The organism is Reyranella sp. (assembly GCF_965279625.1).
Taxonomy (GTDB): Bacteria; Pseudomonadota; Alphaproteobacteria; order Reyranellales; family Reyranellaceae; genus Reyranella.
In genome coordinates, this window is the sequence record NZ_OZ257251.1 from 3,063,947 (window position 1) to 3,082,462 (window position 18,516).

At 66.7% G+C, this 18,516-nt stretch carries 18 protein-coding genes and 1 tRNA gene; 11 read left to right on the forward strand and 8 right to left on the reverse strand.

The window, feature by feature from the left end; genetic code table 11:
• Positions 1 to 117: 117 nt before the first annotated feature.
• Both ACQY78_RS14930 and ACQY78_RS14935 read left to right on the forward strand, forming a co-directional pair.
• Positions 118 to 579: an Hsp20 family protein gene (locus ACQY78_RS14930; protein ID WP_428676312.1), complete on the forward strand. Its 462-nt coding sequence runs from the start codon at positions 118 to 120 to the stop codon at positions 577 to 579.
• 34 nt (positions 580 to 613) lie between these two features.
• Positions 614 to 835, forward strand: a complete 222-nt coding sequence (locus ACQY78_RS14935; protein ID WP_428676314.1) for a DUF1150 family protein — start codon at positions 614 to 616, stop codon at positions 833 to 835.
• Between the two features lie 24 nt (positions 836 to 859).
• Here the strand turns inward: ACQY78_RS14935 and ACQY78_RS14940 are convergent, their stop codons facing one another.
• From ACQY78_RS14940 to ACQY78_RS14955, 4 genes are all read right to left on the reverse strand, one after another.
• On the reverse strand, positions 860 to 1,330 hold the full coding sequence (locus tag ACQY78_RS14940) for a PTS sugar transporter subunit IIA (RefSeq protein ID WP_425068485.1): 471 nt from the start codon (positions 1,328 to 1,330) through the stop codon (positions 860 to 862).
• A 125-nt stretch (positions 1,331 to 1,455) separates the two neighbouring features.
• Positions 1,456 to 2,994, reverse strand: a complete 1,539-nt coding sequence (gene rpoN / locus ACQY78_RS14945; RefSeq protein ID WP_428676316.1) for an RNA polymerase factor sigma-54 — start codon at positions 2,992 to 2,994, stop codon at positions 1,456 to 1,458.
• Between the two features lie 83 nt (positions 2,995 to 3,077).
• Entirely contained in the window at positions 3,078 to 3,701 is a 624-nt protein-coding gene (locus ACQY78_RS14950; protein ID WP_422032201.1) for a ribonuclease D, read from the reverse strand.
• A gap of 26 nt (positions 3,702 to 3,727) precedes the next feature.
• Positions 3,728 to 3,812: transfer RNA gene (locus ACQY78_RS14955), tRNA-Leu, on the reverse strand.
• 134 nt (positions 3,813 to 3,946) lie between these two features.
• Between ACQY78_RS14955 and ACQY78_RS14960 the strand changes: the two genes are divergently transcribed.
• From ACQY78_RS14960 to ACQY78_RS15000, 9 genes are all read left to right on the forward strand, one after another.
• Positions 3,947 to 4,900, forward strand: a complete 954-nt coding sequence (locus ACQY78_RS14960; RefSeq protein ID WP_428676318.1) for a complex I NDUFA9 subunit family protein — start codon at positions 3,947 to 3,949, stop codon at positions 4,898 to 4,900.
• A gap of 257 nt (positions 4,901 to 5,157) precedes the next feature.
• A complete protein-coding gene (locus tag ACQY78_RS14965) occupies positions 5,158 to 6,600 on the forward strand; it encodes an NAD(P)-dependent oxidoreductase (protein ID WP_428676320.1) in 1,443 nt (480 codons plus the stop codon).
• A 3-nt stretch (positions 6,601 to 6,603) separates the two neighbouring features.
• Positions 6,604 to 7,215 carry a glutathione S-transferase family protein gene (locus ACQY78_RS14970; RefSeq protein ID WP_428676322.1) on the forward strand — a complete coding sequence of 204 codons (612 nt, stop codon included), beginning with the start codon at positions 6,604 to 6,606 and terminating at the stop codon, positions 7,213 to 7,215.
• A gap of 18 nt (positions 7,216 to 7,233) precedes the next feature.
• Positions 7,234 to 7,419 (forward strand): 4-oxalocrotonate tautomerase, encoded by a 186-nt coding sequence (locus ACQY78_RS14975; protein ID WP_428676324.1) that lies wholly within the window; start codon positions 7,234 to 7,236, stop codon positions 7,417 to 7,419.
• Positions 7,420 to 7,590: 171 nt separating this feature from the next.
• Positions 7,591 to 12,135 (forward strand): glutamate synthase large subunit, encoded by a 4,545-nt coding sequence (gene gltB / locus ACQY78_RS14980; protein WP_428676326.1) that lies wholly within the window; start codon positions 7,591 to 7,593, stop codon positions 12,133 to 12,135.
• A 248-nt stretch (positions 12,136 to 12,383) separates the two neighbouring features.
• Complete coding sequence (locus ACQY78_RS14985; RefSeq protein WP_428676328.1) at positions 12,384 to 13,274, forward strand: DMT family transporter; 891 nt, start codon at positions 12,384 to 12,386, stop codon at positions 13,272 to 13,274.
• A gap of 4 nt (positions 13,275 to 13,278) precedes the next feature.
• On the forward strand, positions 13,279 to 14,076 hold the full coding sequence (locus ACQY78_RS14990) for an enoyl-CoA hydratase/isomerase family protein (RefSeq protein ID WP_428676330.1): 798 nt from the start codon (positions 13,279 to 13,281) through the stop codon (positions 14,074 to 14,076).
• A 74-nt stretch (positions 14,077 to 14,150) separates the two neighbouring features.
• The gene (locus tag ACQY78_RS14995; protein ID WP_428676331.1) at positions 14,151 to 14,852 is read left to right on the forward strand and encodes a CoA transferase subunit A; all 702 of its coding nucleotides are present in this window, start codon (positions 14,151 to 14,153) and stop codon (positions 14,850 to 14,852) included.
• 10 nt (positions 14,853 to 14,862) lie between these two features.
• Positions 14,863 to 15,522: a CoA transferase subunit B gene (locus tag ACQY78_RS15000; RefSeq protein WP_425068496.1), complete on the forward strand. Its 660-nt coding sequence runs from the start codon at positions 14,863 to 14,865 to the stop codon at positions 15,520 to 15,522.
• Positions 15,523 to 15,613: 91 nt separating this feature from the next.
• Here the strand turns inward: ACQY78_RS15000 and ACQY78_RS15005 are convergent, their stop codons facing one another.
• From ACQY78_RS15005 to ACQY78_RS15020, 4 genes are all read right to left on the reverse strand, one after another.
• Positions 15,614 to 16,300, reverse strand: coding sequence for a lipid-binding SYLF domain-containing protein (locus tag ACQY78_RS15005; RefSeq protein WP_428676333.1), 687 nt, complete (start codon positions 16,298 to 16,300; stop codon positions 15,614 to 15,616).
• 95 nt (positions 16,301 to 16,395) lie between these two features.
• Entirely contained in the window at positions 16,396 to 16,965 is a 570-nt protein-coding gene (gene cobU, locus ACQY78_RS15010; RefSeq protein WP_428676335.1) for a bifunctional adenosylcobinamide kinase/adenosylcobinamide-phosphate guanylyltransferase, read from the reverse strand.
• A complete protein-coding gene (locus tag ACQY78_RS15015) occupies positions 16,965 to 17,831 on the reverse strand; it encodes a class I SAM-dependent methyltransferase (protein WP_428676337.1) in 867 nt (288 codons plus the stop codon). Before ACQY78_RS15015 ends, cobU begins: the two co-directional genes overlap by 1 nt.
• Positions 17,828 to 18,499: a histidine phosphatase family protein gene (locus ACQY78_RS15020; protein WP_428676339.1), complete on the reverse strand. Its 672-nt coding sequence runs from the start codon at positions 18,497 to 18,499 to the stop codon at positions 17,828 to 17,830. The genes ACQY78_RS15015 and ACQY78_RS15020 overlap by 4 nt, the downstream gene beginning before the upstream one ends.
• Positions 18,500 to 18,516: the final 17 nt, after the last annotated feature.

Consider the following 18,516-nt stretch of genomic DNA (forward strand, 5'->3'; position numbering starts at 1 on the left):
CGGAGCGCTCTGGCGATGGCTGGGTGGGCTTGAACGCGGGCCCCTGCACCCCAGATTCATTCCAAGGGAAGGCCCGCACGGGGTTCCCTGCCACTCGCTCCATGGGAGGGGGGTTATATGAGTCGCGTGTCTGTCTTCAATTCGCCCTTGTTACTGGGCTTCGACCAGCTCGAGCGCACGCTCGACCGTCTGGCCAAGAACGCCGAGGGCTATCCGCCCTACAATATCGAGCGTGTCGGCGAGAATGGGCTTCGGATCACCCTCGCGGTGGCCGGGTTCACCAGCGACGGGCTCCTGATCGAACTCGTCGAAAACCAGCTCACCGTCCGCGGCAAACAGGCCGACGAGGGCGACAGGGTCTATCTCCACCGCGGTATCGCCGCCCGACAGTTCCAGCGATCCTTCATGCTGGCGGACGGAATCGAGGTGACGGGCGCCCGTCTCGACAACGGATTGTTGTCGATCGACCTGGTGCGACCGGTCCTCGAGCCCCGCATTCGAACCATCCGCATCGACCCCGGCGGTCCGGCCGGCGGCGCGGACCAGACGATCGATATCACCGCGCGTCGCAGCCGTTGAGGCGGAGCGCGTTGACGCTGCCAAGGAGGTAGCCATGGAAAATGATGTTGTGATGTTTACCCCCCTCGCCGATGAGGCCTTTCTCAGCCTGGGCTCCGAGCACATCGCCTATGTGAAGGAGATCAGCATGCCCGACGGCGCCCATGCCATCGGCATCTTCTCGGCCGACGGCAAGCCGATGGCTTCGGCGCCGTCGATCGAGATCGCGCAGGCGCTTATCCGCCAGCACGAGCTTGAGCCCGCGCTGGTACACTGAAGACGTTCTGAGGAACCGTGCGGTTCAGGCCGCGCTTTGGGCCTGGACCGTCTCGACGAGCAGCGCGTACAGCGCCTCGGCATTCTCGGTCGCCCGCAGCTTCTCGACGAGGCTGCGGTCGCGCAGCAGGCGTGACACACGAGCCAGCGCCTTGAGATGATCGGCGCCGGCGCCCTCGGGCGTCACCAGCAGGAACACGATGTCGACCGGACGTTCGTCGATCGCGTCGAAGTCGACCGGATGCGCCATCCGGGCGAACAGCCCGAGCGGCTTGACCATGGTCGCCATGCGACCGTGCGGAATCGCGATCCCGCCGCCGATGCCGGTCGATCCCAGACGCTCCCTCTCGAGCAGGCGGTCGAACAGCTTGCGCTCGTCGACGTTGAAGAGACCTGAGGCGCGACTGGCCAACTCCGCCAGCAGCGCCTTCTTCCCGGTTGCCTTGGCACTTGCCAAAACGGCATCCGGACCGGTCAGCAAATCGGCGATTTCCACAATGTCACCAATGGGTTAGCGAGCGCGAACTCTGGCGGCCCGGCGTGGGGTGCGCCCCTATAGGCGCCTCCCCCGGTCGGGTCAAGCCATGGTTCGGAAGCACGCGGCGCCCCGTCCGGCGTCCGTCAGTCGGCCGGGCCCGTCATCGCCTGGGCGGCGAGGGCGGCATTGGACAGGACCGACGGCATCTGGCGGCTCATGCCGAGCCGGCCCAGACGACGGCGTTCGGCCGACGAGGGAATCCGCATGGCCTCGCGGTACTTGGCAACGGTCCGGCGTGCGATCTCGATACCCTCGCCCTTCAGCAGATCGACGATGCGGTCGTCGCTGAGCGGCTGGTGGGAATTCTCTCCCCCCACCAGAAGCTTGATGCGCGACCGCACCGATTCCGAGGAGACGACGACGCCCGGCGTGCGCGCCGGCAGCGCCGAGGTGAAGAAGTACTTCAGTTCGAAGATGCCGCGCGGCGTGTTGATGTACTTGTTCGAGGTGACGCGGCTCACCGTGCTCTCGTGCAGCTCGGTAGCGATGGCGATGTCGCGCAGCACCAGCGGCTTCAGCGCGCTGACGCCATGGCGGAAGAACCCGTCCTGCTGGCGCACGATCTCACGGGCGACCTTGAGGATCGTCGTCGCCCGCTGCTCCAGCGTCTTGACCAGCCAGTTGGCCGACTGGAAGCGCTCCGCGACGAAGTCACGGTCGGGCTTGGCGCGGGCGCCCTTCATCAGCGTGGCGTGGTAGTTGCGGTCGACCAGGACTTTCGGCAGCGCATCGGTGTTGAGTTCGATGTGCCATCCGTCCTCGCCGGTTTCGGGATCCTTGGCCGTCGTCAGGTAGAGATCGGGCTGCACCGGCTGGATCGGCTCGAAATCGAAAGCCTGCCCGGGACGCGGGTCGAGCGTGCGCAGCTCGGTCAGCATGTCGCGCAGATCCTCGTCATCGACGCCGCAGCGGCGGCGAAGCTGGCCCAGCTCGCCTGCGGCGACGAGATCGAGATTGTCGAGCAGCGCCTTCATCGCCGGATCGAGGCGATTGCGCTCGGCCAGCTGGGCGCCCAGGCACTCGGCGACGGTGCGCGAAAACAGGCCGGCCGGCTCCATCTGGCGCAGCCGCGCCCAGATCTTCTCCACGACCGCGATGTCGGTCGCGACGGCTTCGGCCACGGCGGCCGGCTCGATGCGGCAGTAGCCGGCCTCGTCGAGACCTTCGGCGATCTTCAGCGCGATGCGGCGTTCCGCCAGATCCTCGAACAGGACCTCGAGCTGCTCGAGCACATGGACCGCCATGGAGCGCGGACGTTCGGCCACGAAATCGAGGGCGTCGGGCGCATCCTCGCGCTGGCCGACACGGCTCGCAGCGGCATCGCCGCCCCGGTCCGCATGTTCGCGCGACCAGCGATCGTCGGCTTCGGCGAGGGCGGGTGCCGCCGCCGCCAGGGCATCGGCCGTATCACCGGACGCTTCGAGGACGGGAGCCTCGTATTCGGCAATGGGGCCCTCGTCCGAGGCGCCTTCGGACAGCAGCGGATTCTTTTCCAGTTCCTGTTGGATGAACGCCGCAAGCTCCAGGTGCGAAAATTGCAGCAGCTTGATGGCCTGCTGGAGCTGTGGCGTCATCGCCAAGGTCTGGCGCGACGCGAGGATTAGGCTCGGACCGATACGCATGACACCCCACCCCTGAAGGTCGTTGGACCTCCCCGATGGACAGTCTAGAGCAAGAAGCGTGCCAATGTCAGCACGGACACTCTTCAGTGGGCGAAGATATCCGTCTCGGGCCAGCCCGCGATGTCGAGACGCGCGCGGGTGGGCAGGAACGCGAAGGCGGCCTCGGCCAGTTCCCGGCGGCCTTCACGCTCCAGGAGCACGTCGAGCTTGGCCTTGAGCGCATGCAGATGCAGCACGTCTGAAGCGGCGTAGGCAAGCTGCTCGTCCGTGAGGCTGTCGGCGCCCCAGTCCGAAGTCTGCTGCTGCTTGGACAGGTCGACGCCGAGCAGTTCCCGGCAGAGTTCCTTCAGGCCGAAGCGATCGGTGAAGGTGCGGACCAGCTTGGCCGCGATCTTGGTGCAGTAGACCGGCTCGCAGCGCACGCCCAGCGAATGCTCGAGCACGGCGATGTCGAAGCGGCCGAAATGAAAGAGCTTGAGGACGTTCGGGTCGGCGATCAGGGCAGCAAGCCGAGGCGCCTTGGCGGCGCCCTTCGGCGCGCCGCGCGGGATCTGGACCAGATGGGCGTTGCCGTCGCCGCCCGAAAGCTGAACCAGGCAGAGCCGGTCGCGATGAGGATTGAGACCCATGGTCTCGGTATCGATGGCCACCACCCGGCCAAACGAAACATCCGCGGGAAGATCGCCGCGGTGAAGGCTGATCGCCATTATTTAAGTGCTCCGACTGACCTGCATGGTGCCCAGGAGAAGACTCGAACTTCCACGCCTCGCGGCGCTAGTACCTGAAACTAGTGCGTCTACCAATTCCGCCACCTGGGCACGGCATGCGGTCTAGTGCGGGCGCTGAGTTAGAGCCGGGCCGCGCTGATGTCAACCACGCTGGACGTTCGCGCCTCACGTCGCGAGCGCGCTTGCCCCTTGAACCTTCATGGTATTGGGCTATAGGCAGCATCATGAGCATTAAGCAGGTCACGGTTTTTGGCGGCAGCGGCTTCGTCGGCCGCGCCATCGTGCGGGCGCTGGCGCAGGAGGGCTATCAGGTCCGCGTGGCCTGCCGGCGCATCGAGCTCGCGGAGCGGATCAAGACCGCAGGCGATGTCGGCCAGATCACCATCCTGCGAACCAATTTGCGAATCCCCGCCTCGGTCGCGGCCGCCATCTCCGGCAGCCAGGCCGTGGTCAACGCCTCGGGCATCGCCTTCCAGCGCGGCCAACAGAAATATCAGAGCGTCCATGTCGACGGCGCGCGGACCATCGCGGAGGCCGCAACGGCCGCGGGCGTGCAGCGCCTCGTCCATATGTCGGGCATCGGCGCGGACCAGCGCAATTCGACGAACAAATATGTGCGCTCCAAGGTCGATGCCGAGGACGCGATCGTCGCGGGCTTCCCGGATGCCACGATCCTGCGCCCGAGCGTGATTTTCGGGCCCGAGGACGCGATGTTCAATCGCATGGCGCAGATCGCCGCCAAGGCGCCGTTCCTGCCCGTGGTCGGCGATGGCGCCGCCAGGGTGCAGCCGGTCTATGTCGGTGACATCGGCGCGGCCGTGGCGGCCGTGCTGGAACGGCCGGAGACGGCCAAGAGCGTCTTCGAGCTGGGCGGCCCGCGCGTCTACACCTATCGCGAGATCGCCGCTCTCGTGCTGCGTGAGATCGACCGCCACAAGCGCATCGTGGGCGTCCCGGCAGGCCTGATGAAGATCGCGGGATTCTTCGCCGAATTCTTGCCCGTGCCGCCGCTGACCCACGACCAGGTCGACCTTCTGGTGACCGACAATATCGCCCGTCCGGGAGCACCCGGACTGGCCGAGCTCGGCATCGCGCCGACCGCCGCCGAAGCCATCCTGCCGATGTATCTCGACCGCTACCGCATCGGCGGTCGCTACAACCTGCAAGCTCCGGCCTGACCGACCCCCAATAAAGGCGTCATCGATGGCGCCTATGCTTGCCTAAAGCTATTAGTCCTGTATCGGTATTATATTCTTCTATCTCAAGGCGGTTTTTTCCCGATCCGACGCCGACGCGGCTGTCAGAGTCGACATTAGGTCAATAATGTTGACTAACGTTTCGCGGCATGATTTAAGGGATCCAACATCGCAGCAAAGGCGCGATCGGCGCGCTTCTTGCGTAATAAAATTTCACAAACTGTCCGAGGAGGCCGGGGATGGCCGAGAGGATGCTGAAGTTCGTCGGAACGCCGCAAGCCATGCCCGACAAGCGGCCGGCTGCCGAACGCCGTCGCGACTTCGACGAGATTTATCAGAGCTTCGCCAAGGACAGGGCTGCCGAGCAGGCCGCGCGCTGCTCGCAATGCGGCGTGCCGTTCTGTCAGATCCATTGCCCGCTCAACAACAACATCCCCGACTGGCTGAAGCTCACCGCCGAAGGCCGGCTTGAAGAGGCCTACGAGCTCTCCTCGGCGACCAACAATTTCCCGGAGATCTGCGGCCGCATCTGCCCGCAGGACCGCCTCTGCGAAGGCAACTGCGTCATCGAGAAGGGCTTCGAATCGGTCACCATCGGCTCGGTCGAGAAGTACATCACCGACACCGCCTGGCAGCGCGGCTGGGTGAAGCCGATCCAGCCGCGGCGCGAGCGGCCCGAGAGTGTCGGCATCGTCGGCGCGGGTCCCGCAGGCCTTGCTGCAGCCGAGCAGCTTCGGCGCAAGGGCTACCAGGTCGCGGTTTACGATCGCTACGACCGGGTCGGCGGCCTGATGATCTACGGCATCCCGAACTTCAAGCTCGAGAAGGAGATCGTGCAGCGTCGCGAGACGCTGCTGCGCGACTCGAAGGTCACCTTCCACCTGAACTGCGAGGTCGGCCGCGACGTTTCGCTGGAGGAGCTGCGCGCGCGTCACGGCGCCGTGCTGATCGCCACCGGCGTCTACAAGGCGCGCGACATCGCCGCCCCCGGCGTCGGCCTCGCTGGTATCGCACCGGCACTCGACTACCTCACCGCCTCGAACCGCCAGGGCCTGGGCGACACGGTGCCTGGGTTCGAATCGGGCATGCTGAATGCCGAGGGCAAGAACGTCGTGGTGATCGGTGGCGGCGACACGGCGATGGATTGCGTGCGCACGGCCGTGCGCCAGGGCGCCCGGTCGGTGAAGTGTCTCTATCGCCGCGACCGCGCCAACATGCCGGGCTCGCAGCGCGAGGTGAAGCACGCCGAGGAGGAAGGCGTCGAGTTCGTCTGGCTGGCCGCGCCGCAGGCTTTCCTCGGCAAGGACAAGGTGAGCCATGTCCGCACTGTGCGCATCCATCTCGGCATGCCCGACGCCTCGGGCCGCCAGACGCCGCAGGAGATTCCCAACAGCCACGTCAACATCGAGGCCGACCTCGTGCTGATGGCGCTGGGCTTCGACCCGGAGGATCTGCCGGCGGCGATGAGCGCACCGGACCTCGGCGTCACCGGCTGGAACACGCTCAAGATCGACTGGAAGAGCATGATGACCAGCCTCGATGGCGTGTTCGCCGCCGGCGACATCGTGCGCGGCGCCTCGCTGGTCGTGTGGGCGGTGCGCGACGGCCGCGATGCCGCCGAGCGCATTCACACCCATCTGACCACCAAGGCGCTGGCCGCCCAGCGCATCGCGGCGGAGTAGACCATGCTGAAGGTTTATGACTTCACCGGGTCGGGCAACGGCTACAAGGTGTGGCTGCTGATGTCGCAGCTCGGCCTGCCGTTCGAGCGCATCGAGCGCGACATCCTGAAGGGCGAGACGCGCACGCCCGAGTTTCTTGCGAAGAACCCGAACGGCCGCATCCCGACGCTCGAGCTCGAGGACGGCACGTTCCTCTTCGAGTCGGGTGCGATCCTCTGGTACCTGGCCGAGGGCACGGACTTCGCGCCTTCGGACCGGTTGTCGCGCGCAAGGACCCTGCAATGGATGTTCTTCGAGCAGTACAGCCACGAGCCCTATATCGCCGTGGCACGCTTCTGGAAGCACTTCCTCGACAAGCTCTCAGCGCAGCAGGAAGCCAACCTGCCCGACATCATGAAGAAGGGCTATGCCGCGCTCGACGTGATGGAGAAGCACCTGGCGACGCGAGAGTTCTTCGTCGACGACCGCTACGGCCTCGCCGACATCGCGCTCTATGCCTACACGCATGTCGCCGACGAGGGCGGGTTCGACCTGTCGCGTTACCCCGGTATCAGCGCCTGGATGGCGCGCGTGAAGGCGCAGCCCGGCCATGTCGCGATCGATCACACGTTCTGACCAAGGGAGAAGAAGAAAATGCCAATGATCAACGTCCAGATGTTCGAAGGCCGCACCATCGAACAGCGCCGTGCGCTGGCGAAGGAGCTGACCGAGGGCGCCTGCCGCGCCCTGGGCTGCACGCCCGACGCCGTGCAGATCGTCCTGACCGACATCAAGAAAGAGAACTGGGCCGAAGCCGGCAAGCTGTTCTCCGACACATGACCTTCTGACTGAAAGACCCGTCGCGTTGCTCTCCCCCTCCCTGCCTCCCCCGTATGACGGGAGAAGTGGATGAGACAAGAGCACTCGCGGCGCCCTCTCCAATCCCTCCCCTGCCATACGGGGGAGGTGGCCGAAGGCCGGAGGGGGAAAGCCACGATAAGGAATAGTTCCATGTCCATCCTTCCCTTCGATGCCGAGCAGTTCGTCCGCGACTACAAGAGCGGCACCGCCAAGCTCACCGCCGCCTATGGCTACAACCCCGCCGAAGGACTCGATTCCTGCGGCGTCGGTCTCGTCGTGGCGCTGGACGGCAAGCGCCGCCGCGACGTGGTCGCGGCGGGCATCGATGCGCTGAAGGCCGTGTGGCACCGCGGCGCGGTCGACGCCGACGGCAAGACCGGAGACGGCGCGGGCCTCCACGTCGAGATCCCGCAGGACTTCTTCAAGGAATATGTTCGCGACTCGAGCGGCGAGGTCCCGCAGGTCGGCCGCATCGCGGTCGGTATGGTGTTCCTGCCGCGTACCGACCTCGGTGCGCAGGAGCGCTGCCGCACCATCGTAGAGACCGAGATCCTGCGCTTCGGCCACACCATCCTGGGCTGGCGCCAGGTGCCGGTCGACATCTCGGTCATCGGCGCCAAGGCCAACGAGACCCGTCCCGAGATCGAACAGATCCTGATCGGCCGCGGCGATGCGAAGCTCGACAACCGCGAATTCGAAAAGCAGCTCTACATCCTGCGCCGGCGCATGGAGAAGGCGGCACTCGCCGAGAACATCGCCGAGTTCTACGTCTGCTCGCTCAGCTGCCGGTCGGTCGTCTACAAGGGCATGTTCCTCGCCGAGCATCTCGGCGCCTTCTATCCCGACCTGCTCGACGAGCGCTTCGTCTCGCGCTTCGCGATCTTCCATCAGCGCTATTCGACCAACACCTTCCCGCAATGGAAGCTGGCGCAGCCCTTCCGCGTGCTCGCCCACAACGGCGAGATCAACACCATCCTGGGCAACGTCAACTGGATGAAGAGCCACGAGGCGCGCCTCGAGCACGAGACCTTCGGCCGCTTCATCGAGGACCTGAAGCCGATCGTGCAACCGGGCGCCTCCGATTCGTCGGCGCTCGACAATGTGTTCGAGCTGCTGGTCCGTGGCCATCGCAACCTGCCGATGGTCAAGACGATGATGATTCCCGAGGCCTCGGCCACGAACCCGAACGTGCCGGCCGACCATCGCGCCATGTACAACTACGTGAACGGCGTCATGGAGCCGTGGGACGGACCGGCCGCCATCGCCGCCGTCGCCGGCAAGTGGGCGCTGGTCGGCCTCGACCGCAATGGCCTGCGCCCCATGCGCTACGTCATGACGTCCGACGACCTGCTGATCGCCGGTTCGGAAGCCGGCATGGTGCCGCAGGACGAGGCGAAGATCGTCGAGAAGGGTCGCCTCGGGCCCGGCGAGATGCTGGCCGTCGATATGGACCAGCCCAAGGTCTACCAGGACCGCGAGCTGAAGGACATGCTCGCCGCCACGCACGACTATGCGAGCTGGACGAGGCGCACGGTCGAACTCGATTCGCTGATCCGGCAGGACGCGCCGGCGACCGAGCACTTTGCCGCCGACGAGCTGCGCCGCCGCCAGTTTGCGGCCGGCTGGTCGATCGAGGATCTCGAGGCGATCCTCCATCCCATGGTCGAGGACGCCAAGGAGGCCGTCGGCTCGATGGGCGACGACGCACCGCTCGCGGTGCTGAGCGACACCTATCGCGGCATGCACCACTATTTCCGGCAGAACTTCAGCCAGGTCACCAACCCGCCGATCGACAGCTTGCGCGAGCGCAACGTGATGACGATCCGCACGCGGCTGGGCAATCTCGGCAACATCCTCGACGAGACGCCCGACCAGAGCGAGATGCTGTCGCTGCAGTCGCCGATCGTGCTCAACGCCGAGTTCGAGGCGATGCGCAAGTACATGGGCGACACGGTCGCGCGCATCGACTGCACCTTCGATCCCAAGGGTGGCCTCGACGCGATGCGCCAGTCCTTCGAGCGCATCTGCAAGGAAGCCGAGGACTCGGTGCGCAGCGGCTGCCTGCACATCGTGCTGACCGACGCCAACATCGGCCCCGATCGGGCCGCGCTGCCGATGATCCTGGCCGCCGGCGCGGTGCACTCCTACCTGGTGCGCCAGTCGCTGCGCACCTTCACCTCGCTGAACGTGCGCTCGGGCGAATGCCTCGACGTGCATTATGTCGCCGTCATCATCGGCGTCGGCGCAACGACGGTGAACCCCTACCTCGCCGAGGAGACGATCGCGGCCCGCCACGCGCGCGGCCTGTTTGGCAAGCTGTCCCTCAGCCAGTGCCTCGCGAACTTCAAGAAGGCGCTGGACGAGGGCCTGCTCAAGGTGATGTCCAAGATGGGCATCTCGGTCCTGTCGTCGTACCGCGGCGGCTGCAACTTCGAGGCGGTCGGCCTGTCGCGCTCGCTGGTCGCCGAGTTCTTCCCCGGCATGCCCTCGCGCATCTCGGGCATCGGCCTGCGCGGCGTGCAGGAGGAAATCGCCGAACAGCATGCACGCGCCTTCGACGAGGACGTGATCGCGCTGCCGATCGGCGGCTTCTACAAGGCGCGCCGCGGCGGCGACCGGCACAATTTCGAGGGCGCACTGATCCACATGCTGCAGGACGCGGTGAACACCGAGTCCTACGCGAAGTACCGCAAGTACAGCGAGGCGGTGCGCCGCCAGCCGCCGATCAACCTGCGCGACCTGCTGGACTTCAAGCCCGACCGCACGCCGATCGCCCTCGACGACGTGGAGTCGATCACCGAGCTGCGCAAGCGCCTGGTGGCGCCCGGCATCTCGCTGGGTGCGCTGGGGCCCGAAGCGCACGAGACGTTGTCGATCGCCATGAACCGCATCGGCGCCAAGTCCGATTCAGGCGAAGGCGGCGAGGATGCCGCGCGCTACAAGCCGCGTCCGAACGGCGACAACGCCTCCTCGGCCATCAAGCAGGTGGCGTCCGGCCGGTTCGGCGTCACCGCCGAGTACCTGAACAACTGCCGCGAGCTCGAGATCAAGGTGGCCCAGGGTGCGAAGCCCGGCGAGGGCGGCCAGCTTCCGGGCCTCAAGGTCACGGAGATGATCGCCAAGCTGCGTCACTCGACGCCCGGCGTGACGCTGATCAGCCCGCCGCCGCACCATGACATCTATTCGATCGAGGATCTGGCGCAGCTGATCTACGACCTGAAGCAGATCAACCCCGAGGCGCGCGTGACCGTGAAGCTGGTCGCGCGCTCCGGCATCGGCACGATCGCGGCGGGCGTGGCCAAGGCCAAGGCCGACGTTATCCTGGTCTCGGGCCACAATGGCGGCACCGGCGCGTCTCCCCAGACCAGCATCAAGTATGCCGGCATCCCGTGGGAGATGGGCCTGTCGGAAACCCACCAGGTGCTGACCTTGAACCGTCTGCGCGACAAGGTACTGCTGCGCACCGACGGCGGCATCAAGACCGGCCGCGACGTGGTGATCGCCGCCATGCTGGGCGCCGAGGAATACGGACTCGGCACGGCCTCGCTGATCGCCATGGGCTGCATCATGGTGCGGCAGTGCCACTCCAACACTTGTCCGGTGGGCGTCTGCACGCAGGACCCGAAGCTGCGGGAGAAGTTCGAGGGGTCGCCCGAGAAGGTGGTGAACCTGTTCAGCTTCGTCGCCGAGGAGGTGCGCGAGATCCTGGCGCAGCTCGGCTACAAGTCGCTGCTCGAGATCGTCGGCCGCTCCGACCTCTTGAAGCAGGTCGGCCGCGGCGCGCGCCATCTCGACGATCTCGACCTCAACCCGCTGCTGACGCGGGCCGATGGCGGGCACGAGACCGTGCACTGCACGGTCGAGGGCCGCAACGAGGTGCCCGACACGCTAGACGCCCAGATGCTGCGCGACGTGCAGCCGCTCTTCACGCACCGCGAGAAGATGCAGCTGCAGTACAGCGTGCGGAACACCCATCGCGCCGTCGGCACGCGGCTGTCGGCCATGATCACGCGCAAGTACGGCATGACGGGCCTGCCGCCCGACACGGTGACGGTCCGCCTGCGCGGCAGCGCCGGCCAGTCGCTCGGCGCCTTCGCCGTGCAGGGCATGAAGCTCGAAGTGTTCGGCGACGCCAACGACTATGTCGGCAAGGGATTGAGCGGCGGTACCATCGTGGTGAAGCCGACCATCTCGAGCCCGCTGGTGCCGGAAGCCAACGCCATCATCGGCAACACGGTCCTGTACGGCGCGACGGCGGGCAAGCTCTTCGCCTCGGGCCGCGCCGGCGAGCGCTTCGCCGTGCGCAACTCGGGCGCCGATGCGGTGGTCGAGGGGCTGGGCTCCAACGGCTGCGAGTACATGACCGGCGGCACGGCGGTGATCCTGGGATCGATCGGCGTAAATTTCGGCGCCGGCATGACCGGCGGCATGGCGTTCCTCTATGACCCGGAGGATGCCTTCCAGCTGAAGGTCAATCCTGAGACAGTGACGTGGCAGCGCATCGACCATCCGCATTGGGAAGCCGTCCTCAAGGCCCTGGTGGCGGAACATGTCGCCGAGACCAAGTCGCCGCTGGGCGCGCGCCTGCTGAACGACTGGGATCGCGAGGTCGGCCATTTCTGGCAGGTCGTGCCGAAGGAAATGCTGACCCGTCTGCCGCAACCGCTCACCATCGCACAGGAAAAGCGCGCCTAGGCGAGATGGTTTGGTTCGCCACATGATCTCCCGTGGTCTCGACCGGAGCCGAGCGTAGCGAGGCGGAGCGGAGAGACCTTTTTTCCACGATTAGCAGCTTTTGGTGGAACGAAGGTCTCTCCACTTCCGCGGCGGAGCCTGCCCCGAGGCTTCCGAGGGGCGCTTCGGTCGAGGCGACGGTCCTACTGCGTCAACATCAACTCATCCCGCTCCAAGTGCGCACAAAAAGATAACGGGAGGAAACGTCCATGAGCAACGCGCGACCTTCGCGCGTGGCTTGGCTACAGCTTGGCCTCGTCGTCGTGCTGTTCGGCCTGGCCTGGCCGCTGATCCGGATCAGCCTGGGCGCCGGCACGCCGATCTGGCTGGCAGCGGCGCGCGCCACCCTGTCGGCGACGACGGCGTTCGTCCTGGTGGCGGCGCTGAAGCGGCTCGCTTGGCCCGGTCGCGCCGACTGGCCGATCATCCTGTCGGTCGGCGCGCTGCAGCTCACCTGTTTCTTCGCCTTCGCCAATCTCGGCGTGCAGATCGTCCCGCCCGGCCGCTCCGGCGTGCTGGCCTACACGACCATGCTCTGGATGGTGCCGATGTCCTGGATGGTCGGCGAAAAGGTCGGCCGCCGCGCCTTCGCCGGCACCGCCCTCGGGGTCGCGGGCATCCTCGTGCTGGTCGATCCGCTGCACTTCGACTGGAGCGACCGCCGGGTGATGCTGGGACACGGCTGGCTGCTGGCCGCCGGCTTCACGTGGGCCCTCACCATTCTGCATGCGCGCCGCCACACCTGGCGCATGTCGCCGCTCGACGTGCTGCCCTGGCAGATGGGCGTGGCCACGGTGCTGCTGTGGATCCTCGCCTTCGTGCTCGAACCCGCCGGCCATCTCGACCTGCATCAGCCGTCGTTGTGGCTCGCGCTGCTCTATCTCGGCGTGCTGGCCGGCCCGACGGCGACCTGGGCCGCCGTCTCCGTCGCCCGCGCCCTGCCGCCGGTCACCGGCTCGCTCGGCATGCTGGGCGTGCCCTTGCTGGCCATCGCCAGCTCGGTCGTGCTGGTGGGCGAGCCCGTGACCTGGCCGCTGGCGATCGGCACGGCGCTGGTGATCGCGGGAATTGCCATCGTGATCCTGGACAGGAACAATTGAGCCCATGTCCCTGATCGAAATCGAGCGGCGCGATGCCGTCGCTATTGTCCGTTTCAACAATCCGCCCAAGGGCTACATGAATGCCGCGATGGTCGGCGAACTCGACACGGCGGTCGACGGGCTGCTGGCCGACGAGACCGTGCGGGTGCTGGTCTTCACCGGCGCGCTGGAGGGCGTGTTCATCGAGCACTACGACGTGTCCGAACTGCTGGCGCTGTCGGCGAAGCTGCGCGCCAAGGGCACGACCTTCTCGCTCGATCGGCCCTCGCCCGAGAGCGCCTATCACAAGATCCTCACCCGCCTCGAAACCGCGCCCAAGCCGGTGATCGCCGCGATCAACGGCACGGCGATCGGCGGCGGCTTTGAGTTCTGCATGGCCTGCGACATCCGCCTCGCCGAGCGCGGCCCCTATTGGCTGGGCCAGCCCGAGGTCAATATCGGCATCCTGGCCGGGGCCGGCGGCACGCAGCGGCTCGTGCGCCTGGTCGGCGAGGCACGGGCGCTCGAACTGTCGCTGCTGGGCCGCACCGTGTCGCCCGACGAGGCCGCGCGCCTCGGCATGGTCCATGCGGCGGTCGACGGGCCGGTGCTGGACCACGCGATGACGATGGCGGAGCGGCTGGCCGAGAAGCCGCAGCGGGCGGTGGCGCACATCAAGCGGCTGGTCCGGTCGGCGACTGAAACACCTCTGTCACAAGGCCTCGCCAACGAACGGACGCTGTTCATGGACCTCGCGGTGAGCGACGATGGGCACCGGCTGATGGGGGAATTCGTCACCGGAAAGCGGACAATTCGCGACTGATTGACAGGCAAGTGGCGGCCCTTCCATATGCCGAGACCCCAGCGAGTACGGGCAGGCGAGGACGGAACACAGCGATGGCAAACAAGGTCTACAAGGATGCGAAGTCGGCGCTCGAGGGCCTGCTGCGCGACGATCTGATGCTGATGTGCGGCGGCTTCGGCCTGGTCGGCATTCCCGAGAGGCTGATCGGCGCGGTGCGCGATTCCGGCGTGAAGGGCCTCACCTGCGTGTCGAACAATGCCGGCATCGACGGCGCGGGCCTCGGCCTGCTGCTCGAGACCGGGCAGGTCAAGAAGATGATCAGCTCCTACGTCGGCGAGAACAAGACCTTCGCCAAGCTCTACCTCGACGGCAAGCTGGAGCTCGAATTCAACCCGCAGGGCACGCTGGCCGAACGCTGCCGCGCCGGCGGCGCCGGCATCCCGGCCTTCTATACGAAGACCGGTGTCGGCACGCTGGTGGCCGAAGGCAAGGAGACCAAGGTCTTCGACGGCGAGGAATATGTGATGGAGCGCGGCCTGGTCGGCGACATCGCGCTGGTGAAGGCCTGGAAGGGCGACACGTCGGGAAACCTGATCTACCGGAAGGCCGCGCGGAACTTCAATCCGATGATGGCGACAGCCGCGAAGGTCTGTGTCGCCGAGGTCGAGGAGCTGGTGCCGGTCGGCGAGCTCGATCCCGACCACATCCACACGCCTTCCGTGTTCGTGAAGCGCATCTTCTGCGGTGCGCCCTACGACAAGCAGATCGAACAGCGCACCGTACGCAAGGCTTGAGGAGAGAACGATGGCCTGGACCCGCGATCAGATGGCGGCACGTGCCGCCAAGGAACTCAAAGACGGCTTCTACGTGAACCTCGGCATTGGCATCCCGACGCTGGTGTCGAACTATGTCCCTGAGGATGTCGACATCACGCTGCAGAGCGAGAACGGCATGCTGGGCGTCGGCCCCTTCCCCTACGACAACGAGGTCGATGCCGACATCATCAATGCCGGCAAGCAGACCGTGACCGAGGTGAAGGGCACGTCCTACTTCAGCTCGGCCGACAGCTTCGCGATGATCCGCGGTGGCCATATCGACTTGTCGATCCTGGGCGCCATGGAAGTGGCGGAGAACGGCGATCTCGCCAACTGGATGATCCCGGGCAAGATGGTCAAGGGCATGGGCGGCGCCATGGACCTGGTGGCCGGCGTGAAGCGCGTGATCGTCACCATGGAGCATGTCTCCAAGGACGGCGCCTCGAAGCTGCTGGCCGAATGCACCCTGCCGCTGACCGGCCGGCGGGTGGTCGACATGGTGATTTCCGAACTCGGCGTCTTCGCCGTCGACAAGAAGGGCGATGGCGGCGTCACGCTGATCGAACTCGCCGACGGCGTCACCGTCGACGAGGTCAAGGCCAAGACCAAGGCCAAGCTCTCGATCGCGGCGGGGCTGAAGGTCGCTTAGACTCATTGGAGCGCGCAACTCCAGTTGCGCTCATGAATCATGATGCGCAACTGGAGTTGCGCGCTCCGATGGCTGCTTTCTTATCGGCTCACTACCACTTCGACAGATACTGCCTGAGCGGCTCGGCGCCGGGGTTGGTGAAGCGGCGGTCGAGCACGACGCCCTTCGCGGTCGCGCCGCTGCCGTAATAGAGCGCGTTCCAGTCGTTGTCGGCGTCGAGATACGATCCTTCGATCGAGGCGCCGGCGAACAGGCCCTGCGAGTTGGCGAAGGCCACGATGTCGGCGCCGCCAGCTGCCGTGGAGGCGCCTTCGAGGCCGATGCCGACCGCGACCATGGTCACGCCCGCTTCCGCCCCAACCTTGAACTTGTGGTCGAGGATGGCCTGCAGCCCCTTCTCGGTCCGGATGATGAACACGATCTCGGAAACCTTGCCGCCGACCTGCAGGCCGACGCTGCCGGAACCCATCATGTAGAAGGCCGGATAGCTCCAGTTGTTGGGCGAGCTTCGACCCATCAGGACGCCGCGACCACCCGCGGCGCCGAAGATGAACCCGCCCTGGACCAGTTCGGGAATGATCAGGACGCCGCGCGCATTGACCATCTGTCCGGCGGCATCGGGGAAGTCCGGGCCGCCCAGGATCTTCCGGGCGGTGGCCAGGCAGGAATCGACCAGCGACTGGCGCTTGGCATCGGCACGGGCCGGCATTGAGGTCAGGAACGGCGCGGCGAACGCGGCCGCGGTGCCCGAAAGGACGGTTCGGCGATCGAGCTTCATTTTGTGCTCCGTGTGGCTGGCGACCGACGCCGAGGGAGCGCCTGGATGGTCACAAGAGCTGAATCATAACACGTTTCGCGGCCGATTGGGCTGTTTCAGCGCGGCCGGGCCGGGCGGTCCTTCATCACCAGAGGGAGGCCCGCGGCCATCAGGATCACCCGGTCGGCGCGCTCGGCAATACGCATATTCAGCCGGCCCATCGCGTCTCGAAAGGTTCGGCCGAGGGGGGTCTCGGGCACGATTCCGAGGCCCACTTCGTTGCTGACGAAGACCACCGGCTGGTTGTGATCATCCAGTGACTGCACAAGATCGTCGGTCGCCTGGTCGACGTCCTCGCCGGCATGCATGAGGTTCGAGAGCCAGAGGGTGAGGCAGTCGATCAGCATCGGCTGCCCCTTGGCGGCCGCCTGTTCCATCACCTCGGCGAGCTTCAGCGGCTCCTCGATCGTGGTCCAGGCGACGCCGCGGCGCGTGCGATGGGCCATGATCCGGGTCGCCATCTCGACGTCGCCCGCCTCGGCGGTGGCGATATAGACGGCCGGCCGCGGGGTGCCACCGTGCAGGGTGCCCGTCACCAGCCGCTCGGCATGGGTGCTCTTGCCCGAGCGCGCGCCGCCCAGGACGAGAGTCACCGGCGGCAGCGGAAAGGTCGAGATATGTTCCATCAGCCGGGCGTCGCGCTGACCAGCCAGCAGGCGCCGGGAAGCGACACGCCCTCCTTGGTGGCGTGCGGCGCCAGCGCCTCGACGATCGCGGCCTTGGCCTGCGCGGCGGCGGCCGGATCGGCCTCGGCGAGCGGCCGGGCCAGCGGCCCGAAGCGGCCGGCATTGGCCACGACGTCGGCCGGGTCGCGGCCCATCCAGATCTCGACGTCGAGCGGCTCGATCGCGAGACCGGTGAAGCCCGCGCCGGTCAGGATGCGTTCGACGCGTGCCGCGTTACCGAAGGCGAACTGTCCGGGTTCTTCCGGACCGGGCCGCGGCATCGGCGGCAGGAACGGCGCGGCCGCCTGCACCGGTGTGCGGCTCCAGGGATTGTCCTGCGCGCTCCGCCAGCAGACGAAGGCGAGCCGACCCGACGGTGTCAGTGCGCGCCGCAGGTTCGTGAAGGCGGCCACCGGATCGCCGAAGAACATCACGCCGAAGCGCGAGAAGATCAGGTCGACGGAAGCGGCCTCGAAGGGATGCGTGCCGGCATCGGCCACGAGGAAGGTCGCATTGGAGAGCCGTCGCGTCGCCGCCGCGTCGATCAGTACCCGGGAGATGTCGACGCCCAGAACGTGCCCCTCCAGCCCGACCGCGGCCGCCAGGGCCGCCGTCGTGGTGCCGGGGCCGCAGCCGACGTCGATCGCCGTCTCACCGGGCTGAGCGTCCGCCAGAGCTAGCGCGTGGCGCGTGATCCCGGCCATCAGATGGTCGAGGCGGGCCTGCGCCTTCAGCCAGTTCTGCCCGCCCGGACCGTTCCAGTGGGCGGCCTGTTCGGCCGCCAGATCCGCGGTCGATTTACCGGTCGACGGGGCGGCCGCCGTCACGCAGGCCCGCCCGCATGGGCGAGGACGATTTCGCGCGGCATGTAGTTCACGAACGACACGCGCCAGGCATGAGCCGGATCGGCCTGCTCGAAATGCTCGATCAGCGTGATCGAGACATTGTCGATCTCGAAGCGCACCGCCGCCTCGGGATGCAGGTCGAAGGCATGCGCCAGCGCCGCGCGGATCGTGCCGCCATGCGCCGTCGCCACGATGTCGCGACCCTTATGCTCGGCGGTCAGCCGGTCGATGCTGCGCACCGTGCGGTCGCGCAGGTCGACGAAGCTCTCGCCGCCGTCAGGCCGGAATTCCGGCGGTCCCAGCCAGAACAGATGATTGTTGGCGTGGTTCTCGGCGATCTCGACATAGGTGAGCCCCTGCCACGAGCCGAAATGCTGCTCGGCGAGGTCGGGATCGATGTGGAGCGTGTCCATCTCCGCCCCGGCCTTGGCGAGCGTTTCGGCGGTCTTGCGCGCCCGCAGCAGGTTGGAGGCGTACCAGACCGCGCCCTTGGGCAGCAGCTTCGCCTGGTGACGGAACAGCGCCTCGTTGCTCACGTCGCAATCCATGTCCGACTGGCCGTAGCAACGGCGTTCCGGATTGGGCACCGGCGCGTGCCGCACCCACCACCACCGCGTGACCGCTCCCGTGATCTTGGCGCCCGTCGCCATGCTGTTCCTCCGATGGA

Coding starts and splice junctions, on each gene's coding strand:
- ACQY78_RS14930 (WP_428676312.1), top strand. CDS start 118: ATGAGTCGCGTGTCTGTCTTCAATTCGCCCTTGTTACTGGGCTTCGAC.
- ACQY78_RS14935 (WP_428676314.1), top strand. CDS start 614: ATGGAAAATGATGTTGTGATGTTTACCCCCCTCGCCGATGAGGCCTTT.
- rpoN (WP_428676316.1), bottom strand. CDS start 2,994: ATGCGTATCGGTCCGAGCCTAATCCTCGCGTCGCGCCAGACCTTGGCG.
- ACQY78_RS14950 (WP_422032201.1), bottom strand. CDS start 3,701: ATGGCGATCAGCCTTCACCGCGGCGATCTTCCCGCGGATGTTTCGTTT.
- ACQY78_RS14960 (WP_428676318.1), top strand. CDS start 3,947: ATGAGCATTAAGCAGGTCACGGTTTTTGGCGGCAGCGGCTTCGTCGGC.
- ACQY78_RS14965 (WP_428676320.1), top strand. CDS start 5,158: ATGGCCGAGAGGATGCTGAAGTTCGTCGGAACGCCGCAAGCCATGCCC.
- ACQY78_RS14970 (WP_428676322.1), top strand. CDS start 6,604: ATGCTGAAGGTTTATGACTTCACCGGGTCGGGCAACGGCTACAAGGTG.
- ACQY78_RS14975 (WP_428676324.1), top strand. CDS start 7,234: ATGCCAATGATCAACGTCCAGATGTTCGAAGGCCGCACCATCGAACAG.
- gltB (WP_428676326.1), top strand. CDS start 7,591: ATGTCCATCCTTCCCTTCGATGCCGAGCAGTTCGTCCGCGACTACAAG.
- ACQY78_RS14985 (WP_428676328.1), top strand. CDS start 12,384: ATGAGCAACGCGCGACCTTCGCGCGTGGCTTGGCTACAGCTTGGCCTC.
- ACQY78_RS14990 (WP_428676330.1), top strand. CDS start 13,279: ATGTCCCTGATCGAAATCGAGCGGCGCGATGCCGTCGCTATTGTCCGT.
- ACQY78_RS14995 (WP_428676331.1), top strand. CDS start 14,151: ATGGCAAACAAGGTCTACAAGGATGCGAAGTCGGCGCTCGAGGGCCTG.
- ACQY78_RS15000 (WP_425068496.1), top strand. CDS start 14,863: ATGGCCTGGACCCGCGATCAGATGGCGGCACGTGCCGCCAAGGAACTC.
- ACQY78_RS15005 (WP_428676333.1), bottom strand. CDS start 16,300: ATGAAGCTCGATCGCCGAACCGTCCTTTCGGGCACCGCGGCCGCGTTC.
- cobU (WP_428676335.1), bottom strand. CDS start 16,965: ATGGAACATATCTCGACCTTTCCGCTGCCGCCGGTGACTCTCGTCCTG.
- ACQY78_RS15020 (WP_428676339.1), bottom strand. CDS start 18,499: ATGGCGACGGGCGCCAAGATCACGGGAGCGGTCACGCGGTGGTGGTGG.